15 protein-coding genes are annotated in these 16,224 nt (G+C 47.5%); 7 read left to right on the top strand and 8 right to left on the bottom strand.

Translation table 11 applies throughout. The features are described from left to right. Positions 1–98: 98 nt before the first annotated feature. The 7 genes from CBE68_RS16605 to CBE68_RS16575 form a co-directional block, all read right to left on the bottom strand. Entirely contained in the window at positions 99–548 is a 450-nt protein-coding gene (locus tag CBE68_RS16605) for a hypothetical protein (RefSeq protein ID WP_087507226.1), read from the bottom strand. A 153-nt stretch (positions 549–701) separates the two neighbouring features. Continuing rightward, entirely contained in the window at positions 702–971 is a 270-nt protein-coding gene (locus tag CBE68_RS16600) for a potassium channel family protein (protein WP_158100646.1), read from the bottom strand. A gap of 105 nt (positions 972–1,076) precedes the next feature. Then, positions 1,077–1,856, bottom strand: a complete 780-nt coding sequence (locus CBE68_RS16595; RefSeq protein ID WP_143824605.1) for a hypothetical protein — start codon at positions 1,854–1,856, stop codon at positions 1,077–1,079. Between the two features lie 136 nt (positions 1,857–1,992). Further along, positions 1,993–2,394 (bottom strand): hypothetical protein, encoded by a 402-nt coding sequence (locus CBE68_RS16590; RefSeq protein ID WP_087507223.1) that lies wholly within the window; start codon positions 2,392–2,394, stop codon positions 1,993–1,995. A gap of 392 nt (positions 2,395–2,786) precedes the next feature. Continuing rightward, positions 2,787–4,232: a serine hydrolase domain-containing protein gene (locus CBE68_RS16585; RefSeq protein WP_158100645.1), complete on the bottom strand. Its 1,446-nt coding sequence runs from the start codon at positions 4,230–4,232 to the stop codon at positions 2,787–2,789. 114 nt (positions 4,233–4,346) lie between these two features. Further along, positions 4,347–6,119 carry a HAMP domain-containing methyl-accepting chemotaxis protein gene (locus CBE68_RS16580; RefSeq protein ID WP_087507221.1) on the bottom strand — a complete coding sequence of 591 codons (1,773 nt, stop codon included), beginning with the start codon at positions 6,117–6,119 and terminating at the stop codon, positions 4,347–4,349. A 196-nt stretch (positions 6,120–6,315) separates the two neighbouring features. Then, positions 6,316–7,128 (bottom strand): Rossmann-like fold-containing protein, encoded by an 813-nt coding sequence (locus CBE68_RS16575; RefSeq protein WP_158100644.1) that lies wholly within the window; start codon positions 7,126–7,128, stop codon positions 6,316–6,318. A gap of 106 nt (positions 7,129–7,234) precedes the next feature. On the opposite strand from CBE68_RS16575, the gene CBE68_RS16570 reads away from it, so the two are divergent. From CBE68_RS16570 to CBE68_RS16545, 6 genes are read left to right on the top strand one after another with little or no spacing between them, the layout of a single operon-like run. Continuing rightward, a complete protein-coding gene (locus tag CBE68_RS16570) occupies positions 7,235–7,780 on the top strand; it encodes a YaeQ family protein (protein WP_087507219.1) in 546 nt (181 codons plus the stop codon). A gap of 22 nt (positions 7,781–7,802) precedes the next feature. Then, positions 7,803–8,993, top strand: a complete 1,191-nt coding sequence (locus tag CBE68_RS16565; RefSeq protein WP_087507218.1) for an HD-GYP domain-containing protein — start codon at positions 7,803–7,805, stop codon at positions 8,991–8,993. A gap of 39 nt (positions 8,994–9,032) precedes the next feature. Further along, a complete protein-coding gene (gene mtnN, locus CBE68_RS16560) occupies positions 9,033–9,725 on the top strand; it encodes a 5'-methylthioadenosine/S-adenosylhomocysteine nucleosidase (protein ID WP_087507217.1) in 693 nt (230 codons plus the stop codon). 24 nt (positions 9,726–9,749) lie between these two features. After that, positions 9,750–10,715 carry a cobalamin biosynthesis protein CobD/CbiB gene (locus CBE68_RS16555; RefSeq protein ID WP_087507216.1) on the top strand — a complete coding sequence of 322 codons (966 nt, stop codon included), beginning with the start codon at positions 9,750–9,752 and terminating at the stop codon, positions 10,713–10,715. Positions 10,716–10,739: 24 nt separating this feature from the next. Next, positions 10,740–11,177, top strand: coding sequence for a DUF2721 domain-containing protein (locus tag CBE68_RS16550; RefSeq protein WP_087507252.1), 438 nt, complete (start codon positions 10,740–10,742; stop codon positions 11,175–11,177). Then, entirely contained in the window at positions 11,174–11,776 is a 603-nt protein-coding gene (locus CBE68_RS16545; protein ID WP_087507215.1) for a trimeric intracellular cation channel family protein, read from the top strand. Before CBE68_RS16550 ends, CBE68_RS16545 begins: the two co-directional genes overlap by 4 nt. 3 nt (positions 11,777–11,779) lie before the next feature. On the opposite strand, the gene CBE68_RS16540 is transcribed toward CBE68_RS16545, so the two are convergent. Further along, positions 11,780–13,792, bottom strand: a complete 2,013-nt coding sequence (locus tag CBE68_RS16540; RefSeq protein ID WP_087507214.1) for a methyl-accepting chemotaxis protein — start codon at positions 13,790–13,792, stop codon at positions 11,780–11,782. A 224-nt stretch (positions 13,793–14,016) separates the two neighbouring features. Between CBE68_RS16540 and CBE68_RS16535 the strand changes: the two genes are divergently transcribed. After that, positions 14,017–15,810 carry a DUF885 domain-containing protein gene (locus tag CBE68_RS16535; RefSeq protein WP_087507213.1) on the top strand — a complete coding sequence of 598 codons (1,794 nt, stop codon included), beginning with the start codon at positions 14,017–14,019 and terminating at the stop codon, positions 15,808–15,810. The last annotated feature ends 414 nt before the right edge of the window (positions 15,811–16,224 follow it).

Below are 16,224 nucleotides of genomic sequence, written 5' to 3'. Positions count from 1 at the left end.
AACGTGTTAGTGGTTGGAAGTTACCGCTCTAAATCAGGGGAAACCAAAAGCTGTTTCGAGCGCAGCGAGGCTTTTGGTTTTCTCTCTGGATTTGATTGTTAGGCTGTATTCACGTGCTCTATGCTTGCCTTTATTTCCTGCACGGATTCCCATTTTCCAGGTAGGCTTGTCCCAAAGATGAGTATGGGATCAAGTATATTGTCATATGATTCCAAGAATTGGTCACCATCATTGTGCTCTTTTAATTGTTTTAATACCTTTAGTGCTAACTCACTATTTGGAAAGGACTGACTATAGAGCTCTAGGTTTCCCTTGGAAAGATTTGAGTTAATATCGGATAGCAGTTTTATAATAGAATCCCATAGATTCTTATTATCTGACAAATCAAAGTTGGCGACAATAAACTCTAGCTTATCTGCTACTAATTTTTCACAGTGAAAAAAGAAATCAATTGAATGTCGGTAGCCTGAGTTATAGTTGAGAGAGATATCAAACATACCAATCAAGTGCTTTTCTTTGAAGTCTGATTTAAACTGCTCACCTCGCACTCTATTTACCGCGGGAGTTGTGACTTCGTAAAATGATTTCTGATAATCAGAAAAAACCCAATCGAGAGTTCTTATATATTGATAAAGCTTAACTTTGTTTTTTAAAGAGAGTTGGCGATTAACTTCTTTGATTCTAATTTCCTCTTGACGCTCTCAATAACTTCCCCAAACTGAATTTATGAATAATCCAATAGCAACCAAGCCCAAAATGTACTGCAAGGAGACAAGTAATCGAATCGGATCTGAACCTGGCACTATATCATCATAACCAAGAGTTGTTATAGTGATAAAGCTAAAGTAAATTGCTTCGACGACACTAAGCTTTGATTCAAATGAACCAACTGGGGCACAATAATATAAAATAGCAAACGTAATAATAATTAGCGTTATAGAAACAATGAAAATAATTACAGACTTTCTCATAAGGACTCTTAGTTTCTCATGCAACCTAACGCCAGTAACAGCGGGCCGGGCGCAGCCCGGTCCGGCGAGTGTAACGAGCATCCTGATTACCCTTGTTAGACCACATTAGCCATCCATTGTCAGCTCTAAATTTCTGAAGGTCACACGCCTATCGTTTCCAAAATAATGGAAGTTTATATCAAGTTTTTTGACCAACTCAGCGGATGCTTTATCTGACATATTGAAATAGAGGCTCAACTTGGTTGAAGATTTTTTGGTTAAATGAATTTTGTCCCACCTTCCTACATTTTTGCCATCAAAGATGACTTTTTCTCTATTTCCTTGATTATTGTTTTGGTCATAGAGGCTTACACGATCAAACCTTCCAACATTCATGTCATCACTGGTCACATTGCTTACTTCAAGATTACATTTAATCAAACGTCCAGACTTAGAGCAGGTAACAACCTCGAATGTTATCCCTGCTTCATTTTGTACAAGGCTATAGTTTACGTTTAACTCTTTACCAAGAAAGTAAGATGTAAATGACGATGTAGGGGCATAGAACTCTCTTAAACTCAACGAAAGAACAAAGATCAACAAACAAGTTAACGTATAGAAAAAATATTTTTTGAATACAGTGCAGGCCTTATCAGATGTTGCCAGCACACTGACCATATATAAGATCAAAAATGCCGACAGTGTTGCTAATACTGCGAAGGCAATCTGATAGACAAAAAGACCATCCAGCTCCCAAGCTTTGATTTGAGATATGACATCAATGTTTTTCAGAGTTGGGAAAAGTACCGCGACAACTGTGATGATAAATGACTGCACAACACTTAATTCAGCAACAAGGTTAAAGAGCCCTCCTGCCTTTTTCTTTCCTACACTCACATCATTCATAATTACCTCCGTTGTCATAATTCATGTGGCCTAACTCCTTGTTAGGGGACAAAATGTAGTGGGGATTTAGGGTTAAACTTGCGAAGCACCAAAACTAGATCTCCGCGTAGTTTTGGCGCCCTACGTGAACATTTTGTTAACTGCCTACGATCTTTGAGGTCAAATATAAACTTGTAGAGACAATAGCAACACCTAATGTCACATAGGACATATGAATAAGCCAATACCGTATATTTTTGAATTGCTCATTTTTATCCCAGCTTTGTTTATCCTTTGGTTTACCAAGCTCTTTGGCTAAAGAAAAGAAGCGCTGAGCATCAATTCGCAACTCATAAAGACACAAAAATACTGTTAAAACAAAGGAAGCAAGCGCAATTGAAAGTAGCCACTTTTCTGAACAAGAAAGAGGGGCTTTGTCGGTTTTTGTTAGCGCCAAAAAGAAGATGCCCGTAGCACCTGATGAAACAGACAAAATATATGCTCGCAACCTATTTCCGGCATCTTTGGCTAATTCGTGATATTTGGTAATCTCGTCCATGAGCTTCCTTGTAGGCACTCAACTCTTAGTAGGTATACATGTATCCCTATATGGATATTTGGAGGGTTTTCAGACAAGGTATACCTATCACGCTTTTCGCGTTCCTCGCCGGATAGGTATAATTGATTGAATCCCTTCGTTTTGTTCCAGTGTACGCCACAGCCTTTCAAGATCAACGACAACTGACTGTTGATTGATTTAGATCTTGATTTTCAAGAGTACTATGCAGTTGCACTGTGCTTTTTTAGAGCAAAATGCAACTTGAGCAAAGTCACATTATTGATGGGACTCGTGGTTTGAAGTTGTCTCATTTTCTTATCTAGCGGTGAGAGAAACACGTTTTGGGGCAATTCCATTTTAACCAATTCCCCCCTTCATCATCAGCTATCTTCTCATTGCTGTTTTAAAAACCGGTAACGTCCAGCCCAGACAAAGCCGCTTAGTTGCCCTGCTTCATTTGTTGTTAACTTGATTCTACTGCCGCTTTCAATATTGGTCAGTTCATCGGAGTTTGTTGGCACAAAATAGAATCGCTCGTTGTTGGTCCGATCATGAACTTGGTATGTGTCTGCGGCTTTAGAAATACTCATAACTAAGTTGGCGTCTTGCTCAAACACATAATCGCCAGCGATAGCGACTTCGAACTTGTTGTTGAGAGATGAGGGTTCGATAACCATCGCTTCTGCTAAATCCCAACCATAGTGTGCTGATATTGCCAGTTTAAGCTCTTCGATAACTGGTCCTGCGCCATCGGAGTTAGCCATGATGACCAGCCCATCTCCTGTCGCTGAATAGGCGATGAACTCGTTGGTGAATCCGGCGTTCTTACCGCTGTGCTTAAAAACTTGTCCGCTGTTGGTTTCGCTTAGGTTGGGTCCTAGGCCCCAGCCGCCGATTTGCGGTGTTAGCATTTGTTTGACTGAGGGTGCTTGCAGTATGGTTTGTTGCCGTTTCGCCACTGCATTCTGCACGGCTATTATGTACTTTGCTAAGTCTGTGGGTGTGGTCCAAAGTCCAGCGGCAGCCTGCTCTGGATAGCCGTGCCAGTCGCCTTCTAATTGTTTACCTTGGGCATCGAATGCGGCACTCACTTGAGGCCATTGTTGTTTCGGTAAGGGCTGTGCGAAGGTACTTTGCTTCATCCCTAGCGGCCCAAGGATTTGTTGCGCCATGTAGGAGTCGAAACTTTGTTTCGCAACGTCTTCAATCAACAGCTCCATTACCGTGTATGCACCTCCCGAATAGCGCATTTCCTTGCCGGGAGCAGTTCCTAAAGTTACCGGCGCGGTATTACCTTGGCCATTCAGTATTTCGATATCAGACGGATATACCGAACCTCGTTGATAACCAGGAAAACCATCCACCGTTAATCCAGACGTATGGCTCAATATATGCCTTAACGTGACTTTCTGATCCGTACTGAAAGATTCGTAGTTCAACTGCCAAGCGCTAAGGTAGTTATTGATATCCGTGTCTAAATCCACCAGCCCTTGGTCCGCCAGTTTTAATGCCGCCAGCGCCGCAATTGGCTTGCTAATGGAGGCCGCTTGAAATTTGGTGTGACGAGAAACTTTGGCGCTGCTCTTAGCGTTGGCAAGACCAAACCCTTCTGCCCATTCTATTCGGTAGTTTTTGATAACAGCTACGCTCATGCCCTGAACGTGTTGTTCCGCCATTCGTTGACGCAACGTCTTTGGCGCATATGTTTTAGAAGAGAGCCTTACTTTCGGCAGCAGGTTAGTTGTAATTGCTTCAATGTCACTTGCGCAAGCGGTTTTCAGCGGCGAAAAAGCCGAAGCGATGAGCACGACAATAAGCAATTGAAAGCTTGTTTTCATTGGCATCCATGCACTTGAATAGAACGGTCATCGACCATAAAACCAGAGCGCCGGTTGGGTCAACAAAGATTGAAACCAACGGCGCTTTGCGTCAACAATCAGATGGCTGTAGAGCTAGGCCGATTGATACAACCCGCTACTTTGCTCAGTGAAGTTCGGTGCCTGCTGTTGTTCGGGGGTGAGCAAGCCATTTGCCGAATTGCTTTGGTCTAGCTTGAACTGATGCACTAACGCCTTGAGGTTGGTTGCAGTAGTGCTCAATTCTTCACTGGTGGCTGCTACGGTGCTGACCTCGGCGGTGTTTCGCTCGGCAGATACCTTAACCGCTTCAATGTTTTGACTTAACTCTTCAACCACAGAGCTTTGCTGCTCAGCGGCACTGGCCACTTGCAGATTCATGTCGTTCAAACTGGTAATCAAGTCGTTGACCTCAACCATGAGCTCTGACGCTTGCTCTGATGCAGCAATGGTTTTCTCACCAAGTTCCTGACTTTGCCCCATGCTTGATACAGCTTGCGAAGAGCCATGCTTGAATTTCTCAATCATGGTTTCAATTTCAGCGGTCGACTCTTGGGTTCGCTGCGCCAAGTGTCTGACTTCATCAGCCACTACGGCAAAGCCACGGCCCTGCTCACCAGCACGCGCGGCTTCAATGGCGGCGTTCAATGCCAGTAAGTTGGTTTGCTCGGCAATACTCTTGATCACATCCAACACCGAGGTAATGGTGCCGGTGTTTTGGTCCAGCTCCGTCAGCGCCTCACCGGTATTGCTGAGACTGATAATCAACTGTCTGGTGTACTCATTGGCTTGCTCGTTAATACGCTGTGACTCGTTCGACTGAGTTGCGGCTTGCTCGGCCGATTGGTGAGTCATTGAGGAGTTTTCGGCAATGGATGTCGCTGTGGCCGTCATTTCATTAATGGCTACGGCCACCTGCTCGGTTTGCTCAGTTTGCTGCTGGACATTCTCCTGTACCGAGACATTGGAGTGCGCTAAGGCCGTTGAAGCGCCACTCACTTCGTCGGTTGAGTTGCTGACTTGGCGCAACAGCTCAGCCACTTGCTGGCGCATCTGCTCCATATGGCGCAATAGGGTGCCAATCTCACCGGCGTAATTTGCTTTCACTGGGGTGGCAAAATCACCTTCAGATAAGTTGGTCAACGCTGTTTCCGCGCGGCCTAAACCACCAGCAACAAAGCGAACCAAAAAGCCGGCCACCACGATGGCAATTACAATTTGAATCGCCGCCAAAGCGGCAACAATCACTTCTAGATGGCTGGCTTCTTCTTCAATGGAATTAACCGCAGCGGCAGTGAAGCGTTCAATTTCATGTAGCAATGACTCTACTTCATCGGTCAATTGCGCCGCTTCACGCTCGACTCCCAGCGCTTCAAGTTCAGCCTTGTGAAACTGCTTTTGGGCAAGTAATTGGAACACGGCTTCAGCATGTTGGGCCCACGAATCGTGGTGATGATGAATGGCTCTAAGTTGTTGCAGCGCTGACTTGAACTCGTCTTTTTCGGTTTGCTCAGTGGCTGAGATAGCCGCTTGCTCAAACAATAACTCACCCTGCTCTAATTCGGTACGCAAGGTATTGTTGAGGCCAGCGAAGGCATCTCGAGCGCGTTTAAATCCTTGCTCTGCATTGTCTTCCTTGCCGATTTCTAAGGCATAGCGAAAGCCTTGCTCAAACAACACTTCTTGTTCGAGTTGATGCTCGGTGATCAGCGTCAGAATTGAGATGCCAGGGATATCACGTTGAGCAATGCCCTTAACGTGGTCTTCAATAACCGCGAGGTTGGTGAAAGCAATGATGGCAACAATGGCTTGGATGCCACAAATAATGGCGACGTAGACGATCAACCGCTGCTTAATCGACAAGTTCATACTCCAACTCTCCCTGTAAAAAAATCAAATCCATTAAAATCAAAAAGATAAAAACCATTTACAACAAGCGGTAATGTTACCGATACAACTAATCCTGCCGTAACATTAACAAAAGGTTGCAAAGGTTAATTGATGGAAAACAATCTTTACAGCATCACATTCGATCAAAACCGGTAAAACGTGATGCGCCCGCACGCTACTTGTAGTGATTGCTCAAATAGTAGTCCCATTGCTGTTCAAAGGCCTGTAATTGACGATGGCGTTTAGTTGCACAATGTGCTTGCCAGTCGCTTTCGGTCAGAAAGGGGCCACTGCGACACATGCGGCAATAATTGCTCTTAAGGTATGACGGCATATCAAGCAATGCTTGAAGTTGAGAGTGTGCTCGCGAGCTCCAATAAAAACTTCTGGCATCGGTACTTTTAACTTGCCCGGAGCGATCAACATTGCGCATCTGATAGCCGGGAAATCGGGTTAAATCAAAGTCACAAGCACCGATAAATTGCCCAGGTAAGCGCCGTTCAAGGGCGTATTCCAATCCCCAGTCGCGATAGGGCTTCACGTCTTTGGAGGTGATGCAAGCGAGTTGCAGTCCTTCGGGGTCGAGGAAAAACTCAAAACAATGTTTGAGATAAAGATGCAAAAGCCGACGATTGAGGGTGTTGATACTCATGGTTTGCTGTAACTGTTGATATTGCTCAGCCGAACCAATTGCGGGCAACAGCGGAAACTGAAAGATCACCAAGTCAAAACTTTGCTGCGGAATATCGCCCCAGCGATCAGCAGCGGTCAGATCAACATCATTGATGACGCGGCATGGCTTGCCTTGTTGCTGTTGTTGCTTGAAATATTGCCAGTGTTGCAGGCCGTATTTGGCTTTGATGTCTGTGACGCTGTCGTAAGTGGTGGCGCATAAGAACTTGGGTTGATGATGCAACCACAGCGAGCGAGAAAACGATAAGTCGCCATCGCCAATGGTTAAAATGCGCCAATCGGGTTGTATAATCACAGCCAGCACTACTTACTTGTTGTTGAATCAGCAATAAATGGTATCACGACTTGAGCCCTATCACTGTTGGCTCAGGCTATCCTGCCAACATAACTAGCGAACCCTCATGGCACTGAAAGCAACCATTTTGAAAGCCAATTTGTCCATTGCCGACATGGATCGTCATCATTATCAGGACTATCAACTGACCATTGCTCAACACCCATCGGAGACCGACAGACGGGTCATGCTGAGGTTACTGGCGTTTGCTGTTCTAGCCGACGACAACCTGCAGTTTTGCAAAGGGCTGAGTACCGATGACGAACCCGACCTTTGGCAACTGCACGACAACGGCACCATAGAGCAATGGGTTGAGCTTGGTACACCCGACCCCAAACGACTCAAAAAAGCTTGCCACAAAGCCCAGCAAGTTCATCTATTTTGCTATGGCGATAACGCGGTAACAGTTTGGTACTCCCAACATCAGCAAGCAGTTGAATCGTTGAAAAATTTGACCATACTGCAAATTCATGATGATGAGCTCGACGCACTCACTCAGTTAGTGAAGCGCTCGATGAATTTATCACTGACCCAACAAGAGGGTCAGTGGATGATCACCGATCAGGAATCGACCACCACCGTCGAGTTGCTTGTTCGGCAACACAGTCACTAACTGTCACCAAACAGGTAATGTCATGCATTCCAACGACTTAAAGCAAGTAGAGATCAGTGACTTAAAAATCGGCATGTTTGTCGTCAAAGTGGTAACGGCCAATGCTGCATTGCGAGTCAAAACTGAAGGTATTGTTCGGACACAAACCACCCTTCAGAACTTGAAAAAATCCGGAGCCTTGAAAGTGTGGATTGATCCGGAGCGCAGTGAACTCGAAGATGATGAAGCGCCGCCAGCTGCTGTCGTTGAAGAACCGCAACTGCCAAAACAAAGCTTTGAAGAAAAGGTCAAGGCGGCGATGCAGTTGTACGATGACGCCAAGAACATTCAGCGACAAATGATTGAAAGCATTAAAAAAGGTAAATCAGTCAATCTGCAAGAAGTAGAGTCGCTATCGAGCAGCATCATTGATTCAGTGTTTAACGATCAAAACGCCCTGATGATGATGTGCCAGATGAAAAACAAGCGTGAATACCTTTATCAGCACTCATTGAACAGCGCCATTATGATGAGTGTGTTCGCTCGCTATTTGGAATTTGACCAAGATGTCATCGAGAAACTAGCAGTCGGCGCTCTGCTGCATGATGTCGGCAAAACCCATATCGACGAGGCCGTGCTCGATAAAACGGGGCAATACAGCCACGATGAGTTCGAGCAAATGAAACATCATGTTGGTTACAGCGTTGAAATCGCCAGCTCTATGCCGGGTATTGCATCAGAATCATTGGATGTGATTCGTTTGCATCATGAACGACTCGACGGTTCCGGTTATCCGGAGGCTCTGCAAGGCGATGAAATCAATATCTATGGTCGCATGATTGCGCTAATCGATAGCTACAATGCGATGACTTCAGATCGACCTCACAAGGACGCCGTTTCGCCATTAACGGCATTTAAGATCATGACCAATGGCACCCCGAATGCCTACGACAACGATTTGATGAAACAGTTGATCCGTTGCGTTGGTGTGTTCCCGGTAGGCAGCTTAGTGAAGCTCAAGAGCAATAAACTAGCCATGGTCATTGAGAACAACTTTGACCAACCATTAAAGCCCAAGGTCACAGCGTTCTACAGCATTACCGGTGGTTATCACACCGAAATCAAACACATTGATCTGGCCAGTAATCACAGTAACGACGACATTGAATGCAGCGTCCGGCCCGATGAATTTAAGCTCGATCTAATGAAGTTCATGCGCACATCTTTGACCTAAGGTACACTGCAGCGACTTTAACGCGGTAAACGAATCACGATGAAAATTGGCATTATTGGCGCAATGGAGCAGGAAGTCGCCATCCTGCGTGAGCAACTGGAACAATGTGACACTCTCCACCACGCCGGTGGTACCTTTTATAACGGCACCTTAGCCGGTCACTCTGTGGTGCTGTTGCAATGTGGTATTGGTAAGGTCGCGGCAGCTATCGGCACCACGGTATTACTCGAAGAATTCCAACCCGATATTATTATCAACACAGGTTCTGCTGGCGGTTTCGATCAAAACCTGAATGTTGGTGACGTGGTGGTGTCGTCAGAAGTTCGTTATCACGATGCTGACGTTACCGCATTTGGTTATGAGATGGGCCAACTACCGTCTTTGCCACCCGCATTCAGCGCCGATCCAAAACTGATGGCGCTGGCCACAGATACCTTCGCAGAAATGGCTGATGTACAGGCCAAGACCGGTTTGATTTGTACTGGCGATGTTTTCATGGCTGATCCTCAACGGGTAGCCAAATGTCGTGCAGACTTCCCCGATATGATCGCTTGTGAAATGGAAGCCGCCGCTATTGCCCATGTTTGCCACAAGTTTGAGGTGCCTTTTGTGGTGATCCGAGCACTATCCGATATTGCCGGTAAAGAATCGTCCCATTCGTTTGACGAATTCTTAGAGCAAGCGGCACTGCACTCATCAAAGTTCATTTTGCAAATGTTGCCTAAGCTTTAACCCAAGCGCTCTGGCTTCCGCCCGATGGACTACGTCAGCACCTTATTGATTCACACTTACGATTGGTTGTGGGTCATGACTCTGGCATTAGTTGCTGAGCGACTAATGCCGATTCCTCAGGCTTATCATCCCAATCAACTGATTAAAGGGTTAAGCCATGCCCTCCAGCAAAAAGTACTGAAGCCGAACCGCACGGCTTCTCAACAGGCAGTCGCAGGCTTGTTAGCAACTTTGATTATGGTGCTATTTGCCATCCCAGTGCCACTGTTTGCCTTGGCGGCCTCACCCTTTCCTTGGCTGGTAGAGTTTGTCCTCCTGACGCTGTGCTTGCAGTGGCGACCAATGGCACGGCAATTAAATCGATTTGCCAATACCCCTGCAACGCAAAAGCAACTGCGCCGAACCTTATTGAACAGTTGGTTAGCACGCGATTGCGACACACTCTCTGAGCTCGGCAGCAATAAAGCGGCGATTGAAGCAATTTATCTGCGCAGCTTTCATGATCAATTTGCTCCCTTGTTTTGGTATGCCGTCGGCGGCATCTGGTGGGTATTGGGTTATTACTTAATGCTGCAGTTGTCTCGCCAATGGCATCCTCTATTACGACAGCAAGTGCACTTTGGCAAGCAGTTGAAAACCATTCGCGCGGTGTTCGATGTGATCCCGCAACTGACTTGGGCAACTTGGTTGGCGCTCAGTACAACTCACCGTAAAGCCGGGCTAAAACTCTCGCTGGCAAGGCAATTCCGCAGCAAGGCAAGAGGGTTCACATTGGCTGCGGCGCAACACCGTTTGGGTTGTGATATCGGCGGGCCGGCACTTTATGATGGCCGCAAATATCAGCGGCCGCGGTTTGACAATCAACGACCACCAACCGCGGTTGACATCAAGTTGGCGCTGCAGCAAGTCAACTGGCACCTAACGCTACTGCTAAGCTTGATCTGGACCGGCATCGTTAGCCACACCTTTTGGATAGTATTTGCCGGCTAAAACAACTTGGACCCAATCGCCATGATGCAGCTTTCATTGACCACGCCCGCTTTACTATTTCCAGCGATCTCGCTGTTGTTGTTGGCGTACACCAATCGCTTCTTGACCCTAGCGACTGTGGTTCGAGCTTTTTCTGAGGCCGACCTAACCAATGAACGAACGGTCAGGCAAGTGGTTAATTTTCGCCGTCGCATTAGCTTGATCAAACAAATGCAGGCGTTTGGCGTGGGCAGTTTTTTGTTTTGCGTGATTTGCATGTTCTTGGTTCACATGGGTTATCAACATTCGGGGTCAATACTGTTTGCCATTAGTTTGTTGATGCTAGCCTATTCGCTGGCGCTATCAGTCTGGGAAATTCGAATATCAGCCGAAGCCATCAATATTCACTTAGAAGTAATTGAGCAAAAATGCGATGAGCAAAAACGCAAAGCTGGCAAAAGCCGTTGGCGGCCCCGCAAATGATGTACTTACTTGATTTAATTGGTGTTGCTGTTTTTGCCATCTCTGGCGCGATGGCCGCTCGGCAATTACAGATGGATCCCTTTGGCGCCCTGATTTTAGCGGGAGTCACAGCCATTGGCGGTGGTACTTTGCGCGACTTACTGCTGGGCATTACGCCATTTTGGATTGACGATACTACCTACCTCTATGTCATTGCTGCGACAGCCATTCTAACCATGATTTGGCCGCTAAAACGTGGTTGGCCTTATCGTATTTTGAATGTTGCCGATGCCTTTGGCTTGGCGCTGTTTACCATCATGGGTATGTCACGAGCACTAAACGCCGAAGTATCGCTTACCGTTGCCGTGGTGATGGGAGTCATGACCGGCGTCGCAGGCGGCATGATCCGTGACCTGCTATCGGGCCAGGTGCCGCTGATTTTACGCCGTGAGGTATATGCCACCGCATCGTTGGCCGGCGCCCTGACATACGCTGTATTGCAACACTTGCCGGTCGAATGGCACTTCTCAGTTGCCATCGCCATGCTCGTTACCTTGATCGTTCGGCTATCAGCAATTCGCTGGAAGTTAACGCTGCCAACGCTCACTCACAATAATTAACCGTCAGTTGCTGGCGGTATTAAACCCCGCCACTCTGGCAATCAATTCATCGCCACTTTTCTTCAGTTCAACCGAGATTTGCTTAGTTTCGGCAACGGCCGTCAGGGTTTGATTCGAGTAATCAACCGCATCGCTGACCCGCTCACTGATTTCCTGAGCAACACAGCTTTGCTGCTGTGCAGCCGTGGAGATTTGTTCATTCATCGAACGAACCTGCTGAATTTCGTCAAATAATTGCTGTAACGACGTCATTGATTCATCAAACAACGACATCGATCGCCCACCCGTCTCAACACTGGCGTTCATATGTTCAATCGCTGACTCCGCACTATCGTGTATGGCACCAATCACTTCCCGAATTTCTTCGGTTGCTTGCTGACTTTTTGTGGCTAAGTTTCTCACCTCATCAGCGACAACCGCAAAGCCGCGGCCTAACTCACCCGCTCGTGCCGCTTCGATCGCGGCGTTCAGCGCCAGCAAATTAGTCTGCTCTGAGATGCCGCTGATGGTATCGAGAATGCCCGATACTTCTTCTGCCGTTTTGGCCAAATCAATCACCACACGATTAGACTCTGACAGCGATGCCACCAAATGCTCAATAGATTGCCGAGCTTCTGAGGTTTTATTTTGACTGAAGCTGCCGCGTTGCTCGGCCTCCCCGGTCAACGCAAAGGTCTTCTCGGTTAAGCCGGCGATTTCTTCGGACGACTGCGCCATCTCGGCAATTGCAGAGGCAATCTGATCGGTTTTGCTGTGGTGCTGAGCAGTACAATCTGAAGCGCGATTACTGGCGTTGTCGATTTGATCGGTGGTTGCCGAGGTATTTGCCGAGATCTCAACCACCCGCTCGATGATATCTGACAACTCAGTCATCATCTGATCAACCGAAGCACCAATGGTGCCCAATTCATCACCTGCGGTTTCTTTGGTTCGGCCACTGAGGTCTTTGTTCAATGCCGCGTCTGCCAGTACATGACGGATCCCTTTCACCCGACGTGCAGTGGAATTCATGGTCACACTGGTGATTGCAACGACAATGATCACTAACGCCACGCTCAAGCAGGCATATAACCAAAAAGACTGTCGACTCGATTGCGCCTGTGTCGCGGCATGACTAAGGAGAAATTGACTGAGCTGATCGGCCTCAGACTTAATCAACTTGATGCGGTCAGTCGCGAGACCAAACCAGACACTGGGTTCTGGTCCCTGAATGGCATTAAGATTGGTTTGAGCAAGAAACTGCTGCTCTAATTGCCCGACCTGCTGCCAAGCGCTCTGTTGCAAGATTTGTTGATATTGCTGATACCAAGGTGTTGGCATTCGCATATCAATGAGCTTTTGTAGCTCATTGATTTCATTAATATAGAACTGAATATCTGCAAACTTCAACGGCGAGACTTTTTTACTGGCATAAGCACCATTCATCGCCCCGCGCGCTTGCCCTGCTCGCTCCTTAAGCCAAAGCAACAGACGCAGCCCTTCGACCTCATTGCCCAAACTGGGGTCGGACAGTTGCAACATAGCCGTTTGCAAGCCATTGAGCGCTTGCCGGTTTAAGTTGGAATAGTATGCAAACGCCCCAGCGCTGGGGTCGAGACTATCGACCAATTGCCGTACCCGCCCCTTCTGCCGCAACAAGCGCTGGACCCCAACAATGGCTTTCTCAATTGCAGGCGACTGCTTGACCAACAGCGATTGCTGAGCATAATCGACCAGCACTTTCTCGGCCTTGTCAGCTTTGCCGCGCTGGCTCGCCAATTCGCCACGTAGCTTGGTTCCCTTTGAGCCTAAGAAGCCAGCGGTTAGTCCCCTTTCGACCGCATGCTGATGGGCAACACCATCCATCGCAGCGACCAACGCCACCATGCTCTGGCGAGCTTGTGCTTGTTGCACTTGTTGATGTGCAGTAAACACCGCCCGAACCAGCATCACGATTAAGATCAGCAGCGGAATAAAGACAAGAACAGCAATTAAATGAGTGAGCTTCAAGCGAAGCTGAAAATGATTACCTAACACTTGTAACTCCTTCTACATGATCAGGTCAGCACTAAGTTTAGATAACAATGAAAAAAACAATGCAAAATGTGGGGCTATGTCTCGATTTGAAAGGCTAAAAGCGCGATTGGGATCGCCGACTTGCAAGGCCTAACGACGGTTGTTACGGTGCACAGCAGACAGTTCAGGCAAACAACGCAATGGCAACATCAAGCAGCCGTTAGCGCTTCAAAAAGGCATCAATAATGAAAAAAGCCGTCCTCGCTTCAGCGTTAAGCTGGGCATTACTCGCGGGTTGTTCACAACCGGCACAAACCGACCAAACGATTCATCAAGTAAACTCAGTAACAAACTCATCCTCAGTAAGTGACCAGACAACATTGACAGCAGCGCAATACAGCGAGCAGTTCATTGCTGAATTATGGCAACTGTACCCCGAATATGCGCTTTACGTTGGCTACTATGATTACGATGATCAACTCCCCATTGCCAACCCACAACGCCGCGCTCAAGAACTAGCTTGGTTGCAACAGCAACAAGCAACCATTAGCCAACTGCTTGAGACCGATTTAACCGACCACCAACGCACTGATTTGTCGTTGATGGCGAACTTCGTTAAACGTGGCATTTGGCAAATCGAATCGTTCAAGAGCTGGCAGTGGGACCCGAGCGAGTACAATGTCGCAGGTGGTTTCGCCCAAATCGTTAATGGTAATTACAAGCCAGAAATAGAGCGCCTTCGCACGATACTCAAGCGCCTTGAGCACGTCCCAGCCTACTATCAGGCAGCTCAAGCCAATGTTTCGAAACCGGCCATTCCCCAAACCCGTTTAGCTATTCAGCAGAACCAGGGCGTGGCTTCCGTTTTGGGCGATGAACTATTAGCAAAGGCTATCGCCAGTGACATGACTGAGGCTGAGAAAATTCAATTTGAGCAGCGTCTGTCCGACGCTCAACTTGCGGTCGCCACTTACATTGATTTTCTAACGGAGCTGTTGCCAGAGGTTGAAGGCGCCGATCCTGTATATCGCCTCGGCGACACCGTATACGAGCAAAAATTTGCTTTCGATATTCAATCCCAGCTGACCGCGAAACAACTCTATGAGCGCGCCTTAGCCGACCAGAAAATGATTCACGGCAAAATGGCTGAACTCACCACAGAGCTTTGGTCGACGTATTTCGCTGACCAAGCAATGCCCGCAGAGCCAATGGCAGCGATTGGTCAAATGCTTGAGCGCTTGTCACAAGTACATGCCAAACCAGCAGAGTTTAAAGCCGCCGTTGAGCAGCAAATCCCCGAACTAATCGCCTTTATCAAAGCGAACGATTTGATGACATTGGATGACGATAAGCCTTTGGTGATTCGCCATACCCCAGAGTACATGCGCGGCTACGCGGTGGCGTCAATCCAAGCACCCGGGCCCTACGATGCCAAAGCCAATACCTATTACAACGTCATGCCGCTAGACGGAATGCCAGCTGAACAAGCCGAGAGTTTCTTGCGCGAATACAATCAGTACTTGATGCAAGTGCTAAACATTCACGAGGCTATTCCCGGCCACTACACGCAGCTGGTCTATGCCAACAAGTCACCAAGCTTGATCAAGTCGATTATTCGTAACGGTGCGATGATTGAGGGCTGGGCGGTATTTGCCGAACGGATGATGCTCGAAGCAGGCTATGGCGACTTCGAACCAGAGCTATGGTTGATGTATTACAAGTGGAACTTGCGCGTGGTCACCAACACTATCCTTGATTACAGCATTCAGGTATTGGGGATGGAGCAAGAGCAGGCGATGGATTTGATGGTTAATCAGGCATTCCAGCAACAGGCAGAGGCGGCAGGCAAATGGCGCCGAGCGACCCTGAGTCAGGTGCAATTGACCAGCTATTACGCCGGTTTCAGTGACATTCTGGTACTACGCGATAAAGCCAAGCAAGCGTGGGGCGAGGACTATTCAATTAAGCGCTTTAACGAAACTTTCCTGAGCTACGGCAACGCGCCAGTACCGGTGATTGCTGAGCTAATGCTGAAGTAGTCATCGTGCCGATGCCGAATTAACTCTGACAAGCCCACTTTGAGTGGGCTTTTGGGTCCTTTCCTGTCGGCAATCCCCGAAAGGAGTGTTTACGTCTTCCTCTTTTGGTTTTTCGGACTCGGCATCGTACCTCCAGAAAGGAGCGTTCCATGGACGGACTTGAGCGTCACTGCGTTTTGCTAGTTGCGGCCTTGGCCAATATTGCCACAAAGTCTGAGTTGGAATAAAACACGCCTTTCTGGATACCAAACAGCGCGGGAGAAAGGAGTGATAGCACCGAATTTTGCCGACAAAAAAGCCCGCTCGAAGCGCAATGCTGATCAGTTAAGGATCGGTTGACCGATCTTCTGAACATAGGACAATCCGGTTTCCCCTTATGGAGCCGGATTTTTTTATGTCTATTACTGCCGTCCT

The sequence above is a fragment of the Neiella marina genome (assembly GCF_002165625.1).
In the GTDB taxonomy this organism is placed as follows: Bacteria; Pseudomonadota; Gammaproteobacteria; order Enterobacterales; family Neiellaceae; genus Neiella; species Neiella marina.
The sequence above is the reverse complement of the archived record's forward strand: the minus strand, read 5'-3'. Positions and strand labels throughout refer to the sequence as shown.

Bases quoted from the DNA above. Each gene is read 5' to 3' on its own strand.
- CBE68_RS16600 (WP_158100646.1), bottom strand. From the start codon at position 971: ATGAGAAAGTCTGTAATTATTTTCATTGTTTCTATAACGCTAATTATT.
- CBE68_RS16595 (WP_143824605.1), bottom strand. From the start codon at position 1,856: ATGAATGATGTGAGTGTAGGAAAGAAAAAGGCAGGAGGGCTCTTTAAC.
- CBE68_RS16590 (WP_087507223.1), bottom strand. From the start codon at position 2,394: ATGGACGAGATTACCAAATATCACGAATTAGCCAAAGATGCCGGAAAT.
- CBE68_RS16585 (WP_158100645.1), bottom strand. From the start codon at position 4,232: ATGAAAACAAGCTTTCAATTGCTTATTGTCGTGCTCATCGCTTCGGCT.
- CBE68_RS16580 (WP_087507221.1), bottom strand. From the start codon at position 6,119: ATGAACTTGTCGATTAAGCAGCGGTTGATCGTCTACGTCGCCATTATT.
- CBE68_RS16570 (WP_087507219.1), top strand. From the start codon at position 7,235: ATGGCACTGAAAGCAACCATTTTGAAAGCCAATTTGTCCATTGCCGAC.
- CBE68_RS16565 (WP_087507218.1), top strand. From the start codon at position 7,803: ATGCATTCCAACGACTTAAAGCAAGTAGAGATCAGTGACTTAAAAATC.
- mtnN (WP_087507217.1), top strand. From the start codon at position 9,033: ATGAAAATTGGCATTATTGGCGCAATGGAGCAGGAAGTCGCCATCCTG.
- CBE68_RS16555 (WP_087507216.1), top strand. From the start codon at position 9,750: ATGGACTACGTCAGCACCTTATTGATTCACACTTACGATTGGTTGTGG.
- CBE68_RS16550 (WP_087507252.1), top strand. From the start codon at position 10,740: ATGCAGCTTTCATTGACCACGCCCGCTTTACTATTTCCAGCGATCTCG.
- CBE68_RS16545 (WP_087507215.1), top strand. From the start codon at position 11,174: ATGATGTACTTACTTGATTTAATTGGTGTTGCTGTTTTTGCCATCTCT.
- CBE68_RS16535 (WP_087507213.1), top strand. From the start codon at position 14,017: ATGAAAAAAGCCGTCCTCGCTTCAGCGTTAAGCTGGGCATTACTCGCG.